The 20,924-nt window shown below is 55.9% G+C and carries 11 protein-coding genes and 8 pseudogenes; 13 read left to right on the forward strand and 6 right to left on the reverse strand.

The genetic code is table 11. From position 1 onward, the window contains the following. Both ACTBDU_RS07080 and ACTBDU_RS07085 read right to left on the reverse strand, forming a co-directional pair. A pseudogene (locus ACTBDU_RS07080) lies at nt 1-428 on the reverse strand (Mu transposase C-terminal domain-containing protein); the annotation flags it as partial. 80 nt (nt 429-508) lie between these two features. After that, a complete protein-coding gene (locus ACTBDU_RS07085; RefSeq protein ID WP_438806018.1) occupies nt 509-733 on the reverse strand; it encodes a helix-turn-helix domain-containing protein in 225 nt (74 codons plus the stop codon). Between the two features lie 179 nt (nt 734-912). Between ACTBDU_RS07085 and ACTBDU_RS07090 the strand changes: the two genes are divergently transcribed. Next, nucleotides 913-1,446, forward strand: a complete 534-nt coding sequence (locus ACTBDU_RS07090) for a hypothetical protein (protein WP_438805996.1) — start codon at nt 913-915, stop codon at nt 1,444-1,446. Nucleotides 1,447-1,779: 333 nt separating this feature from the next. On the opposite strand, the pseudogene ACTBDU_RS07095 reads toward ACTBDU_RS07090, so the two are convergent. Together ACTBDU_RS07095 and ACTBDU_RS07100 are read right to left on the reverse strand one after the other, a co-directional pair. Then, a pseudogene (locus ACTBDU_RS07095) lies at nt 1,780-2,825 on the reverse strand (AAA family ATPase); the annotation flags it as partial. A gap of 74 nt (nt 2,826-2,899) precedes the next feature. Further along, a pseudogene (locus ACTBDU_RS07100) lies at nt 2,900-3,773 on the reverse strand (hypothetical protein). A gap of 343 nt (nt 3,774-4,116) precedes the next feature. Between ACTBDU_RS07100 and yfbV the strand changes: the two are divergent. The 4 genes and pseudogenes from yfbV (at nt 4,117) to ACTBDU_RS07120 (ending at nt 7,477) form a co-directional block, all read left to right on the forward strand. After that, nucleotides 4,117-4,574, forward strand: a pseudogene (gene yfbV / locus ACTBDU_RS07105) (terminus macrodomain insulation protein YfbV). A gap of 177 nt (nt 4,575-4,751) precedes the next feature. Further along, complete coding sequence (locus ACTBDU_RS07110; RefSeq protein WP_438805997.1) at nt 4,752-5,246, forward strand: YfbU family protein; 495 nt, start codon at nt 4,752-4,754, stop codon at nt 5,244-5,246. Nucleotides 5,247-5,268: 22 nt separating this feature from the next. After that, nucleotides 5,269-5,835, forward strand: a complete 567-nt coding sequence (locus tag ACTBDU_RS07115; protein ID WP_438805998.1) for a sugar phosphatase — start codon at nt 5,269-5,271, stop codon at nt 5,833-5,835. 186 nt (nt 5,836-6,021) lie between these two features. Further along, nucleotides 6,022-7,477 (forward strand): annotated as a pseudogene (locus ACTBDU_RS07120) (SLC13 family permease). A gap of 75 nt (nt 7,478-7,552) precedes the next feature. Here ACTBDU_RS07120 and yfbR read toward each other — a convergent pair. Beyond that, nucleotides 7,553-8,152: a 5'-deoxynucleotidase gene (gene yfbR / locus ACTBDU_RS07125; protein WP_438805999.1), complete on the reverse strand. Its 600-nt coding sequence runs from the start codon at nt 8,150-8,152 to the stop codon at nt 7,553-7,555. Nucleotides 8,153-8,406: 254 nt separating this feature from the next. Next, a pseudogene (locus tag ACTBDU_RS07130) lies at nt 8,407-9,626 on the reverse strand (pyridoxal phosphate-dependent aminotransferase). Between the two features lie 993 nt (nt 9,627-10,619). On the opposite strand from ACTBDU_RS07130, the pseudogene ACTBDU_RS07135 reads away from it, so the two are divergent. From ACTBDU_RS07135 to nuoH, 8 genes and pseudogenes are all read left to right on the forward strand, one after another. Continuing rightward, nucleotides 10,620-11,579: pseudogene (locus tag ACTBDU_RS07135) on the forward strand (LysR family transcriptional regulator). Between the two features lie 640 nt (nt 11,580-12,219). Further along, nucleotides 12,220-12,609, forward strand: a pseudogene (locus ACTBDU_RS07140) (NADH-quinone oxidoreductase subunit A); the annotation flags it as partial. A gap of 65 nt (nt 12,610-12,674) precedes the next feature. After that, complete coding sequence (locus tag ACTBDU_RS07145; RefSeq protein WP_438806000.1) at nt 12,675-13,349, forward strand: NuoB/complex I 20 kDa subunit family protein; 675 nt, start codon at nt 12,675-12,677, stop codon at nt 13,347-13,349. A 69-nt stretch (nt 13,350-13,418) separates the two neighbouring features. Continuing rightward, on the forward strand, nt 13,419-15,227 hold the full coding sequence (gene nuoC, locus ACTBDU_RS07150) for an NADH-quinone oxidoreductase subunit C/D (protein WP_438806001.1): 1,809 nt from the start codon (nt 13,419-13,421) through the stop codon (nt 15,225-15,227). Nucleotides 15,228-15,229: 2 nt separating this feature from the next. Next, nucleotides 15,230-15,763, forward strand: coding sequence for an NADH-quinone oxidoreductase subunit NuoE (nuoE, locus tag ACTBDU_RS07155; protein WP_438806002.1), 534 nt, complete (start codon nt 15,230-15,232; stop codon nt 15,761-15,763). Then, nucleotides 15,760-17,109: an NADH-quinone oxidoreductase subunit NuoF gene (nuoF, locus tag ACTBDU_RS07160; RefSeq protein ID WP_438806003.1), complete on the forward strand. Its 1,350-nt coding sequence runs from the start codon at nt 15,760-15,762 to the stop codon at nt 17,107-17,109. Before nuoE ends, nuoF begins: the two co-directional genes overlap by 4 nt. 99 nt (nt 17,110-17,208) lie before the next feature. Further along, nucleotides 17,209-19,947: an NADH-quinone oxidoreductase subunit NuoG gene (gene nuoG / locus ACTBDU_RS07165; protein WP_438806004.1), complete on the forward strand. Its 2,739-nt coding sequence runs from the start codon at nt 17,209-17,211 to the stop codon at nt 19,945-19,947. Beyond that, complete coding sequence (gene nuoH / locus ACTBDU_RS07170; RefSeq protein WP_438806005.1) at nt 19,944-20,921, forward strand: NADH-quinone oxidoreductase subunit NuoH; 978 nt, start codon at nt 19,944-19,946, stop codon at nt 20,919-20,921. Before nuoG ends, nuoH begins: the two co-directional genes overlap by 4 nt. Nucleotides 20,922-20,924 lie beyond the last annotated feature (3 nt).

The following is a 20,924-nucleotide window of genomic DNA, read 5'->3' on the forward strand; positions in this document are numbered from 1 at the left end:
GCGTTAACCAGCGTGCCGGCGCGCAGCGTGGCCTCGGGTAATGTGCCGGCCTTTGACTCATCGACGATAAAGGTCACCGCCGCAATGCGGGTCATGCCGGCCTGCTGTAACCGGACCACTTCCTGTGGCAGTATTATGCGCGCACCGGTAATCTGCTTCTGCTGATCGTTCAGAGCCTGCACCTTGCGCTTGAGCAGGGCCGGACATTGACGCATGATCGCCAGCTCATCGCGCGACTTGATGGCGATACTGCGCTTGACCGACTCATCAACCGGCTGGGGCGGGGATTGCGCAATCAGGGATTTATAGTGCCGTTGTTTGATGATCTCGCGTGTTTGTTCCGGCAAACAATCGATGTGGTACTTGAAAGCCTTGGTGCCTGAGCGCTTACGGACTAAATCGGGTAAATTTACAGTCCGCTTATTCAATGACCAGCGAAGTCCCTGCAGGGTGCCAGGCAATCTGGGTAAACCGACTCACTCACCGTAACAAACATAATTACGACACCTTAATTCATATAACAACTCGGCCAAATGCTGGCCGGATCTACATTGAGTGCATTAGCGATAATGCGTTCACCTTTGGGATAAGGACGATACAGCGCGTTTTTTAACGTGCTGGACGTCAGCCCCGAGCCACGGGAGAGATCTTGCATAGTGATCCCCTTCTTGTGCAGGGAGGCCAGGATATCAATCCGGTGCCAGTCACGATGATTCACTTCATTTCTATCTATCATTCGATTACTCTAAAAAGTTAGCCATGCGGGTAAGTCATGGGGCTTACCCATACAGCAATGACATCTCAAACTTAAAACAAGTAAAGCAAATAATGAATTTTCTTTTTTGATCGCCCCATATAAGAGATATTTTTGTATTTTATTAACTATAATCAATAGGTTATACAGAAAAGAAAATGAGGAAAAAGAAAACAAGTAATTTTGCTTTTGATATGGATAGAAAAGAAAATTTTGTCGCACGCCTTAAACAACTTATAGGCAATAGAAGCGCCAGCGCTGCTGAAACTGAATGGGGGTTATCCTTCTCAACATTGCACAACTATATAACTAGAGGTACAGAACCATCTTTTACAGTGGTGCAGAGCATTGCATATAAGGAACACGTCAGCCTGGACTGGCTTGCATTTGGTTCATCATGCACTCAAAAAGAAGTGGCCTCAACTAGCGAGATTCAGTCGATTAACGAGGAAAGCCTAATGGAGGATCCTTTAGAAGCTACTTGGCATATGATTTATAAGTCGCTGAATAAAAAATATTTAGAGGCATTAATAAGCCTGCTTTTGCAAGAAGGGGCAAAGAGTGTATTGGCGTTATCAGGACGTAAAGATGACTTAGATAGCCTGTTACTCCAACTTCCAAAAGAAGAAAAAGAACGTCTGATAGACCTACACGAAGCTAAAAAGGGGGCGGTATCTGAAAGTGTGCAGTAGAAGATGTGGCAAGCTTAAACTGTAAGAAAAGTGGAGCGGCCTAAATAAAGATTAGGCCATTATCTATCTCATTTCATTATTTTTATGATTTACTAATAGTTTTTAACCTAATTCACATATATCTAATGGATGCCCAAAAGGCGTTTAAACCACCTTTAAATCTGCTCAAACCACAGTCATTCGAGTCCAGAGTTTAGTGCAAAAAAATCATTTTTTGCCCATTTTTTTGCGACGAGTCCAGAATCTGTAAAATCTCTGTAAGCCGCGCCATTAAAGGGCTTCCGGCTAACCCATCGTTTAACTTAAGAGTCCAGAAATGATTGCCACCCCACAATCGGCCGGCACTTCCAGGCTGAAGCCTTGCAGGCTGAGCGAGGTCTGCCAGGTGTTCGTCTGCACGGTAAACATCGGCAGGCCGGTCTGGAAGGCGCGTTCGCACAGTTGCTGAATGCGAGGAGCGATGTCATAGCCGCCGGTCTGCAGCACCGCACCGATCTCCACGCCGTTCATCGCGGCGAGACAGGCGGCGACCAGTACATCGGGACGGTCAGCGGAGGTGACCAAGCAGCGACCCGGGGCAGAAATGCTTCAGCATATTCGGCAGGCTGCGCGCGCAGAACGTGACGGATTTCACGCGGCGGGTCTGAATTTTCCCTTCGTGGATAATCGTCGCGCCCAGGTGGCGCGCCATGTCGATGGCGCGCGTGGCGATAAGGTCGAAATTCCAGGGAATGCAGCCCAGCAGCGGCTGCGGGCTGTTTTCAAACAGCAGGCTCGGATCTATATTGGCGCCGCTGGCCTTACTGGAATCGTCGAAAATCTCCGACAGATCCGGGCGGGTGCGCCCTTGTTCATCCACTGGCGCATTTAATTTGTTGACGATGACGCCGGTGATGTTTTTATTTTTGCTACCGCCGAAGCTCAAACGTACCAGCTCGATGCGTTCTTTCAGCTAATCAGGCGAATCGTTGCCCAACGACAGCACAAAGACAATCTCGGCATTGAGCGTCCGGGCGATTTCGTAGTTCAGCGCGGTGGCGAACTGATGTTTACGGGTGGGGACCAGGCCTTCCACCAGTACCACTTCCGCCTCTTGCGTGTTGGCATGATAGCGGGCGATGATCTCTTCCATCAGCACGTCTTGCTGGTTGGAGCCGAGCAGCGACTCAACATAGCTCATGACCAGCGGTTCGGCGGAGGAAATGGTGGAGTTGGCGCGGATAATACGAGTGGTGGCGTCGAGGGTGTCCTCACCGGAACGGGGCTGCGCGATGGGTTTGAACACGCTCAGGCTTACGCCCTTTTGCTCCATGGCGCGGATGACGCCAAGGCTGACGGACGCTGGTGCCGGTAGGGATCAACATGATTGTACGGGACACGGCTAAACCTCTTTCAACGGTTGCTCGTTAATCAAAAACAGCCCCGCCGGACAAAGCCGGCGGGGAGATGAGAATTACGCTGTCAGACGCGCGGCGTCCTGGTCGATGACCAACTCCTCGTTGGTCGGGATGACGATGGCCGGGCAGCTTGGCGGCGGTGGTTATCACTCCGCCATGGCCGAAACGGGCGGCCATATTGCGTTCATGATCCACCTCAAAGCCCAGCAGCGCCAGTTTTTTCAACGATAGCTCGCGCACCATCGCGGCATTTTCGCCGATACCGCCGGTGAAAATCACCGCGTCCAGCCGGTCCTCCATCAGCGCGCTATAGGAACCGATGTATTTGGCCAGACGGTGGCAGTACACATCCATGGCGCGGCGGGCGGCGGCCTTTTCGCGGTAATTGTCCTCGACATAGCGCCAGTCGCTGGGGTCACGCCGGTCAGGTCCAGCAGGCTGGACTCTTTGGTCAACAACGTATTGATTTGGGCGACGGACATGCCTAACGCATCATGCAAATGGAAAACGATGGCCGGATCGATATCGCCGCTGCGGATGCCTATAAGATTGAGCGGGATTGTGCAGCGGCGCGAACGGAATGGAACCATCAATGCCTTTTACCACGTCGTCATCGATAATGGCGGACTGGGTAAAGCGCTCGCCACCGTGCACGATGCGATGCCCGATGGCGGTTAATTGTGCTGACAGTTCCGGTTTTTGTGCCAAAATGGTATTAATGATAAAGTGCAGCGCTTCACTATGCGCACTGCCGGCACCTAACGCCGCTTCTTGCTTGGCGCCGTCCATCTTCCATTTGATACGCGCTTCCGGCAGATTGAAGCACTCGGCGAGACCGGAGATATGTTCTTCACCGTTAGCGGCATCGATAATGGCGAATTTCAAAGATGAACTGCCACAGTTAAGAACCAGTACTTGCTTACTCGACATGGAAGTACCTACTTGTTATACGTGGTTAATAATTCGTCAATCAGGCTTTAATCGTAGCGCATTCCGCCGCTGACATTTATGATTAACATCATGGATGCGGTGATTTCGCGGTCATGATGTCGGCAATGCGCTCACGCGGCCCTGAAACGTTAGCTTAAGGCGGCTCCTGCCCCTTGGCTGTCGCGGTCGACCGGAACGCGGGCGGCGGCGCATACACAAGCCCCGCAGCGCGGAATAGGATAACGACAAAGAGCGGTAAAGATAAAATATATTTAATTGTTATAAAATCCATAGTGAGATTGCGCGAAATTTTTAATTATTGTTCATAAAGTTGAGGTTTGCTATGTCGACACTCCCTTCCGGTTCGGTAAGTTGGTACAAAATATTCCAGCGCGGACAAAACTATATGAAGGCCTGGCCCGCCGAAAAAAGCCTGGCGCCGATGTTCCCGGAGCATCGCGTCGTGCGCGCCACCCTCTTCGGCGTACGCTTCATGCCGGCGGTAGCGTTCTTTACCCTGATCTGGCAAATCGCCTTGGGAGGACAGACAGCTCGGCCCGGCGGTAGCGACCGCCATTTTCGCCTGTAGCCTGCCGATGCAGGGGTTGTGGTGGCACTGCGAGCGTTCGATAACGCCGCTGCCCCTCGCTGTTGACCTGGTTTCATGAGGTACGGCAAAAGCTCAATGAGACGGGCCAGGCGCTGGCGCCAATGGAAGGCGTGCCGACCTATCAGATGCTGGCAGAGGTGCTGAAACGGGCCTTCAAATTGCTCGATAAAGCGTTTCTGGATAATTTGTAACCTCTAAAGGCCCTGTCAGCACCCCCGGTGCCGGCCCCGCCGTCATAAATATTTCATCCGCTCATGGCTTACATCAAACAAAGCGGGGTTTGCAGTACCCAGGCGCGCGGGGCTATACCATGCTGACGCTTCTAGACTTTCCTGGCGCGGCCAAGCTTTTAACACCAGGAGTAGATTATGGAAATAACCAACGCCCAACGGCTTATCCTGTCAAAGCAGTATAAAATGATGACCCTGCTCGACCCTGACAATAGCGAACGTTATCGCCGGCTGCAGACTATCGTCGAGCGGGGCTACGGCCTGCAGATGCGCGAGCTAGACCGTGATTTCGGCGCGCTCAGCGAAGACGTATGCCGCACGATTATCGATATCATGGAATTGCATCACGTCATGCAGGTGTCCTGGACCAATTTAAAGGATCGCCAGGACATTGATGAACGCCGCCTGGCGTTTCTCGGCTTCGATGCCGCCACCGAAGCCCGCTATCTGGGTTATGTGCGCTTCATGGTCTGCACCGAAGGGCGCTACACCCATTTCGACTCCGGCACTCATGGCTTTAACGCCCAAACCAAAATGTGGGATAAATATCTGCGGATGCTGGCGGTTTGGCAAGCCTGTCCGCGTCAATATCATTTGAGTGCGGTAGAAATTTCGCAAATTATTAATGCCTGAAGACGGAGTAGAGGAGCGGCTTGTGCGCGGTTTAGGTTTTTTGTTTGATCTTGATGGAACATTGATTGATTCGCTGCCGGTGGTGGAATTGGCCTGGGGAAATTGGGCGCGTCGCCATGGCGTGCCGGTAGCGGAGGTATTAAATTTTATACACGGCAAACAAGCTATTACCTCGCTGCGCCATTTTATGCCGGGGCAAAGCGAAGAGACCATTCAACACGAATATCGTCTTTTGGAACGCTTTGAAGCTGAAACGATTGAGGACGTAAGTGCGCCACCCGGCGCGCGCGAGCTGCTGACCAAGCTTAACTGCCTGCAACTGCCGTGGGCGATTGTCACTTCCGGCTCGCTGCCGGTCGCCTCTGCCCGCGTGCGTACAGGCCAGCTCCCGGCGCCGCCGGTGCTCATTACCACGGAACAGGTGCCGCGCGGCAAACCGCAGCCGGATCCGTATCTGCTCGGCGCCGAAAAGCTGGGTTTCCGGCCTGCGGACGGCATTGTCGTGGAGGATGCTATCGCCGGCATCCAGTCAGGGCTGGCGGCGGGGTGTCCGGTGATTGCCGTGAATTCACCGCCGGTAACGCCGTAGAAAGACGCGGTGGGAATCATTGTCGCTTCGCTGCGGCAGCTCAGGGTGGACCCGGGAAGGGGATTACGCCCTGGTGAGTCGACACGAGATCGCCTGACGCGCAATAAACGCAGTGAACCCCGCATCGACAAGGTTTTTTTATGGCATGCTGTGGCTGTAATGGCTTTTTCAGGATGGGATGTTGGCATGAACGACGAACTCCTCTGGGTGCTTGGCCTGCTGCTGGTGACGGTGGTGCTGTTCATCACCGGGATGATGCGCATGGATGTGGTGGCATTGTTGGTTATTGTCGCCTTCATGTTGAGCGGTACATTGACGTTGGCCGAAGCCACCGCCGGTTTCAGCGACCCTAACGTATTGCTTATCGCGGCTTTGTTCGTCATCGGTGACGGGCTAGTGCGTACCGGTATTGCGTTATCGGTCGGCGACTAGCTAGTGCGCATGGCCGGCAACAGCGAGCTGCGCATGCTACTCCTGCTGATGATAACGGTGGCCGCGCTGGGGGCGTTCATGAGTTCAACCGGAGTGGTAACGATTTTTATTCCGGTAGTACTCAGTGTGGCCGCGCGGATGAAAACACCGCCCGGGCGGCTGATGATGCCGCTCAGTTTCGTCGGACTTATCAGCGGTATGATGACGCTGGTGGCGACGCCGCCCAATATGGTGGTCAACGGCGAATTATTGCGTAACGACCTGCCGGTGTTCGGCTTCTTCGCGGTGACGCCGATAGGTTGTTTGGTGCTGGTTCTCGGCATGGGCTATATGACGGTGGCGCGTTTCTGGTTGACGGTGCCTGATGACGGACGCGCCGGTTCGCCGCTTATAGGCCGCCGTCTGGATGATTTACGCCTGCGCGACCGCTACGACACCAATGTGGTCGGTATTGAGCGCTGGCGCAAATTCCGCCGGGTGATGATCAGCGCCGGCGGCAATCCCGAGCTGCGGCCGCGGGATGTACTGCTTATCGATATGTCCGCCGGCGAGATGGATTTGCGCCAGTTTTGCTGCGAACAGCAGCTAGAGCCGATGGTCCTGCGCGGCGAATACTTTTTCAGTCAGGCGCCGCATGCGCTATTGGTGCTGATGCTGATGGTCGGGATGATGATAACCGATCATATCCCCAATCCTATTGCTGCACTTATCGCCTGCCTGCTCATGGATAAATTCCGCTGCATCAATATGAATAGCGCCTACCGGGCCATCCATTGGCCAAGGCTAATTTTGATTGTCGGGCATGATACCGTTCGCGCTGGCGCTGGAGAAAACCGGCGGCGTCGATGTTGTGGTCCATTTATTAATGCGCCTATCCGGCGGGGCGGGCGGCCACGTGATGCTGCTAAGCATGGTTATCCTTTGCACGGTGACCGGGCTGCTTCTCTCCAATACGGCCACTGCGGTATTGATGGCGCCTATCGCACCGGGCGCGGCGCATCAATTGGGCGTCTCGCCGTATCCGTTCGCCATGATTGTTGTCATCGCCGCCTCGGCGGCGTTTATGACGCCGGTCTCCTCCCCGGTCAATACCCTGGTGCTCGGGCCCGGGGGCTATAAATTCAGCGATTTTGTCCGTATTGGCGTGCCGTTTACCCTGCTGGTGATGGCGGCCAGCATGCTGGTGGTACCGCTGCTCTATCCTTTCTGACGCGCCAGGCGGCGGCTCTGACCGCCCCGCGGCGGGTGGTGGCGTCAGGCGGAGACGCGTCTCAGTCCGGCGGCGCTAGAGTGGTGAATCCTGGCTGATTTCGTCCAGCGACAGGCTGAAGCTTGGAATAAACACCTGCTGGAAATAGTCCATCGCGGGGCTGCGCCGTTCGTTAAGCGTTTTTTCCAGGCGCGCCATCGCCAGGGTGAATTCGGTATTACCGGCGGAAATCTCCTCCAGGCATTTCAGGTAGGCGCACAGGGCGTCGGCCTGCTTGACGACGGTTTTCTCCGCGGGCAGGTAATACTGCTCGTCGATGAGCAGACGGAAATCCTCCCGCAGCGCTTCCGGCACCATATCGATCAGTTTTTGCTGTGCAATTTTTTCGATATTTTTGTACTCATGGGCAATCTGCGCATTGTAATATTTGATGGGGGTCGGCATATCGCCGGTCAGTACTTCGCTGGCGTCGTGATACATCGCCAGCAGTGCGATACGTTCGGCATTCAGGTTAGCGCCGAACAGACGATTATTAATGAGCGCCAGAACGTGGGCGACAAACGCCACCTGCAAACTGTGCTCCGAGACATTTTCGGTACGCACATTGCGCATCAGCGGCCAGCGGTTGATAAGTTTCAGGCGTGACAGATGGGCGAAAAAGTGGCTTTGAGTCATAAACGTTTCCAGAAAGACGCGACAACGGAAACGCTATTGTGCGCACCCGGCGGCGGTTATGCAAATCTCCCGATGCCGGCTTTGGCGATTCGGCCAGTGTCGCTATGTCTATTGCGACGGTAGTGAAGCCGCTCGGAGGGCATGCACGCACTCTCGGCTGCGCCTATGCCACGCCGGCGGCTCTGACGGCGGTGATGCGGTGCGCGACGCCTGCGGGAAAACGGCTTCGCCTGCGCCCCGCCGCCCGTCTGTGCTTATTGATGATAGTGCTGCATAAGTCGGCCAAATTTGCCAATGGCGGTTTCCAGTTCATCGACCCGCGGCAGCGTCACTATGCGCAAGTGATCCGGCCAGGGCCAGTTGAACGCGCTGCCCTGAACCAGCAGCACTTTCTCCGGCAACAGCAAATCGAGCACCAGCTTCTGATCATCATAAATATTAAAACGTTTGGCATCGTAGCGCGGGAACATATAGAGCGCGCCGCTCGGCTTGACGCAAGACACCCCGGGGATGTCGTTGATAAGTTCCCAGGCCCGGTTACGCTGTTCATACAGGCGCCCGCCGGGCTGGATAAACTCGTTGATGCTCTGATAGCCGCCAAGGGCGGTTCGTATCGCATGCTGCATCGGTACGTTGGCGTAAAGGCGCATTGAAGCCAGCATCTCCAGCCCTTAGATATAGCCTTTGCGTGTTTCTTCGGGCCGTTGAGCACCATCCAGCCCTGGCGGAAACCGGCGACGCGGTAGGTTTTCGACAGGCCGTTAAAGGTGACGGTAAGGAGATCGGGCGCCAGCACCGCAATAGAATGATGCTCCGCGGCGTCGTAGAGGATTTTGTCGTAAATCTTGTCCGAGAAAATAATCAAATTATGCTGGCGGGCGATCTCAACCAGAGAGAGCAACATATCTTTACTGTACACCGCGCCGGTCGGGTTATTCGGATTGATTAATCGCCAGCCCGCGCGTGCGGGGGGGGTGATTTTGCGACGGATATCGTCCAGATCGGGAAACCAGCCGGCTTCTTCATCGCACAGATAGTGCACCGTATTGCCGCCCGACAGCGAAATCGATGCCGTCCACAGCGGATAAACCGGCGCCGGGATCAGCATTTCATCACCGCTGTTGAGCAACGCCTGCATGGATTGCTGAATCAATTCCGAGACGCCGTTGCCGATATAGACATCCTTCACAGTGAGATCCAGCATTTCGTGCGCCTGGTAATGCTGCATAATAACCTTGCGTGCGGAATACAGCCCTTTGGAGTCACTATAGCCCTGCGCCGTCGGCAGATTGCGGATCACATCCACCAGGATTTCATCGGGGGCGTCAAAACCGAACGGAGCCGGGTTGCTAATATTTAACTTAATGACTTTATTGCCTTCTTCTTTCAGGCGTTTTGCCTCTTTCAGCACGGGGCCACGAATGTCGTAACAGACGTTTTCCAGTTTGCTGGATTTTTCTACGGGTGCGACCACGAGATATTAACCCTTCTGCCAGATAGCGTATTCCCACCATGGATACGCATGATCTGCACAATGTACTCTTGTCCCGCGCGCTTTTGAAGGAAGAAACTGCGCAGACGGGGATTGCGTGGTGCGCCGGTGGCAAGAGTAAATGAAAAAGTATCCTTATTTAAAAATGACCCTCAAAACATGCGAGATCGGGATAATTATCCTCCTGATAATTAGCGGAACGGGGTTCGAGAGGGAAATTAATAGAGGTTGGGTGGTCGCTTTTTATACAATCTCTTCTTTGAATAAAGTAAGGTGTGAGGTCATGGGGGGCAAGGGGACGTTCAGGCGCACAAGGGACGGGGGAGATTTTTGTCTTTGCGTGCTAAGTCCAGGACGACCAAAGATCACGCCTGCGCCAGGGCATTGGTAAATGACAAATTTGCCGTTTTGTTGACGAAGTGTTTCATTTTGTTCGTCGTCTGGCGCACGCGGCGAAATTTAACTTCTTGACCGTCGCGGGGTTATTTATGGTATCTTTATACAAGCGGTCAGATTTATAAAAGAAGGACTATTTTTTTCGTTTAAACAATAGTTAAGAGAAATTTATATTAATAAGCGGGGGCGCAAGATAAAAAATAACGCTTAATCATTAGTACCTAACATCTATTGCCATTGTTGTTTGAGCATTCAATTAATTAAATTAACGTTTGTGCCAAGGCGCCAGCTTATTTTGTTTTATACATCAAGGGGAACAAATGTTATCCTTATTCAAAGCAAATGTATTGACCGCATTTTGGTGCGTAGTTTCAGTTTAGCGGCAGTCTTTTTTAAGTGGGACCGCGATTGTTGAAGAATGAACCCTCCGGCACAAATACTGCATATCGTTCGAGGCGCCTGTCCTTACGGACGACACGATATGCCAAGGGCCGGCTTTTGCCAATACGGCGGAGTTACCCCCTTTTGCAAAGCAAGGACAGGAGTTTGTAATTAGAATTCAAACAGTGAAAACAATATATGACCAATGCAAATCGTCCCGCACTCAATCTCGATCTGTTGAGAACGTTTGTTGCCGTCGCCAATCTTAACACCTTCGCGGCGGCAGCGGCCTCAGTTTGCCGCACGCAATCCGCGGTCAGGCAGCAGATGCAGCGATTGGAACAGCTTGTAGGAAAAGAGTTTTTCGCCCGTCATGGTCGTAATAAGCTTTTAACTGAACACGGAATTCAACTGCTTGGCTATGCCCGCAAGATTTTGCTGTACAATGATGAGGCTTGTACTTCCCTGATGTTTAGCAATATCCAGGACGTGCTGACTATAGGCGCGTCGGGCGATACGGCCGATACCATCCTACCCTACCTGCTAAACCGTGTAACCCGAATTTACCCCAAACTGTCCGTCGATGTCTGTGTGAAACGCGGTCTGCAAATGGTGGAGATGCTGAACAATGGCGAGGTAAATTTAGCCATTAGCACCCAGAGCGATCGTTATGCCTTCACGCATCCTTCCGTGACGCTGCGTACCTCGCCGACATTATGGTACTGTTCGGCGGATTACCGCTTTACGCCCGGCGAAATCGTCCCGCTAATGGTGCTCGACGAGCCAAGTCCGTTCCGCACTCTGGCCGTGGAAAGCCTCGATGCAGCGGGAGTGCCGTGGCCGTATCGCCTACATTGCATCGACCCTATCCGCCGTGCGCGCGGCCGTCAAGGCGGGTATGGGCATCACCCTGCGGCCGGTAGAGATGATGAGCCTCGAACTGTGGGTACTGGGGGTAAGCGCCGGCCTGCCGCGGAGTTACCCGCCACGCGCTATGCGCTGTGTAAAAACCCGCAGGGCGAAAACAAATTGGCGATGGCAATTTTCAACGCTCTACAATCAGGTAGCGATACCTACACGCCAAAACACCGCCCCCGTCGCTGGAAGGGGAAGGGGAAGGGGAAAGTCCTTCGCTTGAAGATGAATGATGCTTTTTAATTATAATAAGCCACTGATAATGGAGCTTATTTTTTGAGAGTATTTTATTAATCCCTTTCTTTGCGTGTTAGTGCGCCCAAATGATCAAAATCCACCATTATCTCCTTATCTCCCTGTGGCGTATTTCTCCGCCGCCCCCACGCGATTGGCTCGGCTATTTAACGGTCATATCAATAAATCAGAAACGACATTTTAAAAACTCAACCGCCAAAAAGGTGGTTATTTGCACAATAAAATCTTAGAAAATCTGTTGAAATGTGTCCTGGATCATAAAAAGGGTTTACCGCTTACGCCGATCCATAGGATTTTTCGCGAAAATGGTATAATTGAGCGCAGCTTTCCCTGATGACCGGCCCGCAAGCTGAAATAACGTTTCGGTGACTGACACGATTTAGCTCATTTCCTGCACAATCCCTGTTAACTGACCTTTGCAGGTGCAAATTAACATGGGGTTCATGATGTCTAAGTTGACAAAAGGTTATAAAAAGGAGTAAAAAAACCCCACACAATGGCCGTGTATCTCATTACCACACGGCTTTTACGGTTTCTTACTTCCTTCCCGTAAATCGATGTGATGCGTAAAACTGCCGAATTCATAGAGCAGCCTGCAAATCGCCACTTTTGATGAGTAGCAAAGAGAATGTCGATAACCACTGAAATTACCGCTCATTATTGGGCTTTCGCCGTATTCCTCCTGGGTGCGCTGGGTCTGTGCGTCTTCATGCTTATCGGTGGTTTTCTGCTGGGCGGCCGCACCCCGGCGCGCTCGAAAAACGTGCCGTTTGAATCCGGGATCGACTCGGTCGGCACCGCAAGATTGCGCCTTTCAGCTAAATTTTACCTGGTGGCGATGTTTTTCGTCATTTTCGACGTTGAAGCCCTCTATCTTTACGCCTGGGCTACCGCTATTCGCGAAGCGGGCTGGGTAGGCTTCATCGAGGCAACCATTTTCATTCTTATCCTGTTGGCGGGTTTGGTTTACCTGGTGCGTATCGGCGCCCTTGACTGGACGCCGGAGCGCTCCCGACGTTTGCGCCGGGCAGGCCCCATTGGCGAACCCCCCCCCGTCATCAAGAGTAACAGCGAGGCAGCAAAATGGATTACACCCTCACCCGCGCAGAGCCGGACGGCGATAACGAGCGGTATCCCCTGCAAAAACAGGAAATCGTGGCGGATCCGCTGGAGCAGCACATCCATCGCAGCGTTTACCTCGGCAAGCTTGAAAGCGCGCTGCACAATGCGGTGAACTGGGGACGCGGCAATTCGCTTTGGCCTTACAATTTCGGCCTCTCCTGCTGCTATGTCGAAATGACCACCTCCTTTACCGCCGTGCACGACGTGGCGCGCTTCGGTTCGGAAGTTATTCGCGCCTCACCGCGCCAGGCGGATTTCATGGTGGTGGCGGGGACGCCTTTCACCAAGATGGCGCCCGTCATTCAGCGTCTTTACAACCAGATGCTGGAGCCGAAATGGGTTATCTCCATGGGCGCCTGTGCCAATTCCGGCGGAATGTACGATATTTATTCTGTTGTGCAGGGCGTCGATAAATTCCTGCCGGTGGACGTCTACATTCCCGGCTGTCCGCCACGCCCTGAAGCGTACATCCAGGCGCTGCTATTGCTGAAGGAGTCTATCGGCAAAGAACGCCGCCCGCTCTCCTGGGTGGTGGGCGATCAGGGCGTCTATCGCGCCAATATGGAGTCGGAACGTCAACGTAAGCACGGTGATCGTATCGCGGTCACCCATCTGCGCACACCCGACGAAATTTAACGCGCGGATACGCATGCCGACCGCGGCTGATAAGCGCGCCGGCATGTGCCGGCACAGCCAAATGTGGTGATGATAACTATGACAGAGTTGATGACGCAGAATTCCGACCTGCCGGCCTGGCAAACGCAGGATCATCTGGATGATCCGGTGATTGGCGAGTTGCGTAACCATTTCGGGCCGGACGCTTTCAGCGTGCAGCCGACCCGTACCGGTATTCCGGTCATTTGGGTGATGCGCGAGCAGGTCCTCAAGGTGCTGACCTTTCTGAAGAAGCTGCCAAAACCGTACGTGATGCTTTATGACCTGCACGGGGTGGACGAGCGCCTGCGTACCCACCGCCAGGGCTTGCCGGCGGCGGATTTTACCGTTTTCTATCATCTGATTTCCATCGATCGCAATCGCGACATTATGCTGAAGGTCGCGCTGTCGAAAAACGACCTGCATCTGCCTACCTGCACCCGCATTTTCCCCAACGCCAACTGGTATGAGCGTGAAACCTGGGAAATGTTCGGCATGACCTTTAACGGCCACCCGCACCTGACCCGTATCATGATGCCGAAAAGCTGGGAAGGACACCCGCTGCGCAAGGATTATCCGGCGCGCGCCACTGAATTCGATCCTTTCGTCCTCACCAAACAAAAAGAAGATCTGGAGATGGAAGGGCTGACCTTCAAGCCGGAAGAGTGGGGCATGAAACGCGGCACGGACAATGAGGACTTCATGTTTCTCAACCTGGGGCCGAACCATCCTTCCGCGCACGGCGTGTTCCGCATCATTTTGCAGCTCGACGGCGAAGAGATCGTCGATTGCGTGCCCGATATCGGTTACCACCACCGCGGCGCCGAAAAGATGGGCGAGCGCCAGTCCTGGCATAGCTATATCCCTTATACCGACCGTGTCGAATACCTCGGCGGCTGCGTCAACGAAATGCCTTACGTGCTGGCGGTAGAAAAGCTGGCCGGCATCGTGGTGCCCGATCGCGTTAATGTGATCCGGGTGATGCTGTCGGAGCTGTTCCGCATCAACAGCCACCTGCTGTACATCAGTACCTATATTCAGGACGTGGGCGGGATGACGCCGGTGTTCCTGGCGTTTACCGACCGTCAGAAGATCTATGATGTGGTCGAGGCGATCACCGGTTTTCGTATGCATCCGGCCTGGTTCCGCATCGGCGGCGTGGCGCACGATTTGCCGCGTGGTTGGGAAGGGTTGCTGCGCGAGTTCCTCGACTGGCTGCCGAAGCGTCTGGACAGCTATGTCAAAGCGGCGCTCCGCAACAGCGTACTGCGCGCCCGCGCCGAGGGCGTCGCCGCCTATGGCGCGAAAGAGGCGCTGGACTGGGGCGTGACCGGCGCAGCGCTGCGCGCCACCGGCATCGATTTTGATGTGCGGAAATGGCGTCCGTATTCCGGCTACGAAAACTTCGACTTCGAGGTGCCGGTGGGCGATGGCGTGAGCGACTGCTATAGCCGCGTGATGTTGAAGGTGGAAGAGATGCGCCAAAGTCTGCGCATCCTTGAGCAGTGCCTGAACAACATGCCGGCAGGCCCCTTCAAAGCCGATCATCCGCTGACCACGCCGCCGCCGAAAGAGCGCACCTTGCAGCATATCGAGACGCTTATCACGCACTTCCTGCAGGTCTCGTGGGGGCCGGTGATGCCGGCTAACGAATCATTCCAGATGATCGAGGCCACCAAAGGCATCAACAGCTATTACCTGACCAGCGATGGCAGCACAATGAGTTACCGGACGCGTATCCGCACGCCCAGTTTCCCTCATTTGCAGCAAATTCCCTTGGTTATTCGCGGCAGCCTGGTATCGGATTTGATCGTATATCTGGGCAGTATTGATTTCGTTATGTCAGATGTGGACCGCTAATTATGCAGCAACAGCAAGATACCCCCAAGCATGCGACGGCGGCGGGGCTGGACGCCGCCACCGAAACGTTCGAGCTGAGTCGCGAAGAGCGCGAAGCCATCGAGCATGAGAAGCACCATTACGAGGATGCGCGCGCCGCCTCGATCGAAGCGCTGAAAATCGTGCAGAAGAATCGCGGTTGGGTGCCGGACGGGGCCATCACGGCCATCGCGCAGGTGCTGGGCATTCCCGGCAGCGATGTCGAAGGGGTGGCCACGTTTTACAGCCAAATTTTCCGTCAGCCGGTGGGGCGCCATATTATCCGCTATTGCGACAGCGTGGTCTGCCATATTACCGGTTATCAGGGCATTCAGGCCGCGCTTGAGCAATCGCTGAACATCAAGCCGGGCCAGACTACGCCCGACGGTCGCTTCACCCTGCTGCCCACCTGCTGTCTGGGCAATTGCGACAAAGGACCGACCATGATGGTGGATGACGATACCCACGTGCATCTGACGCCGGAAGGCATTGGTCCGCTGCTGGAGCAATATCAATGACCAAAACCACTGTCCGCTTGGCGGAAACGCACCCGCTGACCTGGCGGCTGCGCGATGACCATCAGCCGGTATGGCTGGACGAATATCAGAGCAAAAACGGCTACGTCGGCGCACGCAAGGCGCTGAGCGGCATGGCGCAGGACGATATCGTTGCGCTTGTGAAAGACTCGGGCCTGAAAGGACGCGGTGGCGCCGGCTTCTCGACCGGCCTGAAGTGGAGCCTGATGCCGAAAGATTTCGCCATGAACATTCGCTATTTGCTGTGCAATGCCGATGAAATGGAGCCGGGCACCTATAAAGACCGTTTGCTGATGGAGCAACTGCCGCACCTGCTGGTGGAAGGGATGCTGATCGCCGCCTTCGCGCTGAAAGCCTATCGTGGCTATATTTTCCTGCGCGGTGAGTATATCGAGGCGGCGGCAAACTTGCGCCGCGCGATAGCCGAGGCCACCGAGGCCGGTTGGCTGGGCAAAAATATTTTGGGCGGCAGGTTTGACTTTGAGCTTATCGTCCACACCGGCGCCGGGCGCTATATCTGCGGCGAAGAGACCGCGCTTATCAATTCCCTGGAAGGGCGCCGTGCCAACCCGCGCTCGAAACCGCCGTTTCCGGCCAGCGCCGGCGCCTGGGGTAAACCCACCTGCGTTAACAACGTCGAAACATTATGCAACGTGCCTGCCATCCTGGAGCATGGGGTAGACTGGTATCAAGGCATCACCGCCGGCAAGAGCAACGACGCCGGCACCAAGCTGATGGGCTTCTCCGGTCGGGTGAAAAACCCCGGCGTCTGGGAACTGCCGTTCGGCATCACCGCGCGCGAGATCCTCGAGGATTACGCCGGCGGCATGCGCGATGGCCTGACCCTGAAAGCCTGGCAGCCCGGCGGCGCCGGCGTCGACTTTTTGACCCAGGATCACCTGGATCTGCCGATGGATTTTGAGAATATCGGCAAAGCGGGCAGCCGGCTCGGCACCGCGCTGGCGATGGCGGTGGACAACGAAATTAACATGGTGTCGTTAACGCGCAATCTGGAAGAGTTTTTTGTCCGGGAATCCTGCGGCTGGTGTACACCGTGCCGCGACGGCCTGCCGTGGAGCGTCAAGCTGCTGCGTGCGCTGGAGAGCGGCAAAGGCCAGCCCGAGGATATTGAAACCCTGGAGCAGCTGTGCCGCTTCCTTGGCCCCGGTAAAACCTTCTGCGCCCATGCGCCCGGGGCGGTGGAGCCGTTGCAAAGCGCGATTAAATATTTCCGCTCCGAGTTTGAGGCGGGTATCAGCGTTGAACATTTGGGCAATACGCACGCCATCGCCGGTGTGCAGCCCAACCTATTAAAAGCGCGCTGGTAAATTGTCCATGCGACACGAGCGGGTCAGGCGGAGCGCACGCGCTTTGCACCCTGAACGCATTTTTGATTAACGCCCGCCGTTGGCGGGCCTCACCTGAGCATGCTGACTATGGCTACCATTCATGTAGACGGCAAAGAGTACGAGGTTAACGGGTCTGACAGCCTGCTGGAAGCATGTCTGTCCCTCGGCCTCGATATTCCGTACTTTTGCTGGCATCCGGCGCTGGGCAGCGTCGGCGCTTGCCGCCAGTGCGCGGTCAAGCAATACCAAAACGCCGAGGATACCTGCGGCCGTTTGGTAATGTCCTGTATGACGCCGGCCGCTGACGGTACCTTCATCTCTATCGCCGACGATGAAGCAAAACAGTTCCGCCAAAGTGTGGTGGAGTGGCTGATGATTAACCACCCGCACGATTGTCCGGTCTGCGAAGAGGGCGGCAACTGCCACCTGCAGGATATGACGGTCATGACCGGTCAGAATTTCCGGCGCTACCGCTTTACCAAGCGCACCCACCGCAATCAGTATCTGGGGCCGTTTATTTCCCATGAGATGAACCGCTGCATCGCCTGCTACCGCTGCGTCCACTATTACAAAGATTATGCCGACGGCGGCGATCTCGGCGTGTATGGCGCCCATGATAACGTCTATTTCGGCCGTCCCGAGGACGGGGTGCTGGAGAGTGAGTTTTCCGGCAACCTGGTGGAAATATGCCCGACCGGCGTGTTCACCGACAAAACCCACTCCGAGCGCTATAACCGTAAATGGGATATGCAGTTCGCGCCCAGCGTCTGCCAGCAGTGCAGCGTCGGCTGCAATACCAGCCCCGGCGAGCGCTATGGCGAGCTGCGCCGCATTGAAAACCGCTACAACGGCAGCGTCAACCATTACTTCTTGTGCGACCGCGGCCGTTTCGGCTACGGCTACGTTAATCTGAAAGACCGTCCACGCCAGCCGCTACAGCGCCGCGGCGACGACTGGATTGCGCTTAACGCCGACCAGGCGATGCAGGGCGCTGTCGCTGCGCTGCGCCATGCGCGTAAAATGATCGGCATCGGCTCGCCGCGCGCCAGCGTCGAAAGCAACTTCGCCCTGCGCGAACTGGTGGGCGCCGAGAATTTCTATACCGGTATCGCCGGCGGTGAGCAAGACCGGCTAACGCTGATGCTCAATGTCTTGTGCAACGGCGGTATTCGCACGCCGTCACTGCGTGAAATGGAAAATTATGACGCCGTGCTGGTGCTGGGGGAGGATTTGACCCAGATCGCCGCGCGCATCGCGTTGGCGGTGCGCCAGGCCGTGAAGGGCAAGGCGCGTGAAATGGCCGCGGCGCAGAAAGTGGCTGACTGGCAGATAGCCGCCATTATGAACATTGGCCAGCATGCCAAACACCCGCTGTTTGTCACCAACGTTGACCGGACTCGTCTGGATGATATCGCCGCCTGGAGCTATTGCGCGCCGGTGGATGATCAGGCGCGTCTGGGCTTCGCCATCGCCCACGCGCTGGATGAGACGGCGCCGGCGGTGACCGGTCTGGATGATGCGCTTAAGGGTAAAATCGACGTGGTGGTGCAGGCGCTGGCCGGCGCCCGCAAGCCGCTTATTATCTCCGGCAGCAACGCCGGGAGCGAAGCGGTGATTGCCGCCGCCGCCAACGTTGCCCGCGCCTTGAAGGGCAGGGGCAGCGATGTCGGTATTAGCTTTATCGCCGCCGGCGCCAACAGTATGGGCCTGGCGATGATGGGCGGCGGCAGCCTGGACGATGCGCTCGAGGCGCTGGAGCAGGGCGCTGCGGATAGCGTAATCGTGTTGGAAAACGACCTTTATCGCCATGCCCCAGCCGCACGCATCGACGCCGCGCTGCCCAAGGCCAATAACCTTATCGTGCTGGACCACCAGCGCACCCCTCTTCACGAGAAGGCCAACCTTATCCTGTCGGCAGCGAGCTTTGCCGAAAGCGACGGTACGCTCATCAACCAGGAGGGCCGCGCGCAGCGTTTCTTCCAGGTCTATGATCCGGCGTACTACGATGATCAGGTCGTCATGCTGGAAAGCTGGCGCTGGCTCCATTCGCTGCACTCAACCTACCTGAACCGCCAGGTGGACTGGACGCAGCTCGATCATATTATTGATGCCGCAGCCGAGGCGCTGCCGCAGCTCTCGGGGATTAAAGACGCCGCACCCGACGCACGCTTCCGGATCCACGGTCAGAAACTGGCGCGCGAGCCGCACCGCTACAGCGGCCGTACCGCGATGCGCGCGAATATCAGCGTGCACGAACCGCGCGTGCCGCAGGATCAAGACACCATGTTCGCCTTCTCCATGGAAGGCAACAATGCCCCACAGGCGCCGCGCCAACAGGTGGCGTTCGCCTGGGCACCGGGCTGGAACTCCCCCCAGGCCTGGAACAAATTCCAGGACGAAGTGGGCGGCCATTTGTGCCACGGCGACCCCGGCGTGCGGCTGCTGGAAGCGGGTGAGGACCGGCTGGACTACTTCAGCGCCATTCCGCCCGCGTTTGCGCCGGTCCAGGATGGCAGTTGGCGTATCGCGCCATATTGGCACCTGTTCGGCAGCGAGGAAACCTCCCAGCGTTCTCCGGTTATCCAGGAGCGGATGCCGGCGCCCTATGTGGCGGTGAGCCAGGCTGATGCCGCCCGGCTGGGCGTCAACAGCGGTACCTTGCTCGCCTTTAGCTGCGCGGGGGTGGAACTGCGTCTGCCGGTGCGGTTCAGCCATGACCTGAGCGCCGGGCAGGTCGGCCTGCCGCTGGGGCTGCCGGGCATTCCGCCTATGCTGGCGGGACAGCGCGTTGAAAATCTGCGGGAGGCCGCGCTATGAGTTGGTTGACACCGGAGGTTATCGATATCCACCTGACGGTGGTGAAGGCGGTCGTTATCCTGCTGGTGGTGGTCACCTGTGGCGCCTATATGAGCTTTGCCGAGCGGCGCCTGCTGGGGCTGTTCCAAAACCGTTACGGACCCAACCGCGTAGGGTGGGGCGGTTCGCTGCAGCTCTTGGCCGACGTCTTGAAGATGATGTTTAAAGAGGACTGGATCCCGCCGTTCGCCGATCGGGGCATTTTCACCCTGGCGCCGGTCATTGCCTTCACGTCGCTGCTGATTACGTTCGCCATCGTTCCGGTAAGTCCGACCTGGGTGGTGGCCGATTTCAACATCGGCGTGCTGTTCTTCCTGATGATGGCCGGGTTGGCGGTGTACGCCGTGCTGTTCGCCGGCTGGTCGAGCAACAATAAATACTCGCTACTGGGTGCTATGCGCGCCTCTGCGCAGACCTTGAGCTATGAAGTGTTTCTCGGTTTGTCGTTAATGGGCGTGGTGGCGCAGGCCGGTTCGTTCAACCTCGGCACGATCGTTGAGTCGCAAGCGCATCTGTGGAACGTGGTGCCGCAATTCTTCGGCTTTGTCACCTTTGCGCTGGCGGGCGTCGCGGTGTGTCACCGCCATCCCTTCGATCAGCCGGAAGCGGAGCAGGAACTGGCCGACGGCTACCATATCGAATACTCGGGGATGAAATTCGGCCTGTTCTTCGTTGGTGAGTATGTCGGTATTGTGACCACCTCGGCGTTGATGGTGACGCTGTTCTTCGGCGGCTGGCAGGGGCCGTGGTTGCCGCCGTTTATTTGGTTCGCCATTAAAACTGCTTTCTTTATGATGATGTTCATCCTGATCCGAGCGGCGCTACCCCGTCCGCGCTATGACCAGGTGATGGCGCTGGGCTGGAAAATCTGCCTGCCGCTGACGCTGCTCAATCTGTTGGCGACCGCAGCGGCCATCTTGTACAACGCGCATTAAGGG

The sequence above is a fragment of the Sodalis sp. (in: enterobacteria) genome, assembly GCF_051710625.1.
GTDB lineage: Bacteria > Pseudomonadota > Gammaproteobacteria > Enterobacterales > Enterobacteriaceae > JBPESN01.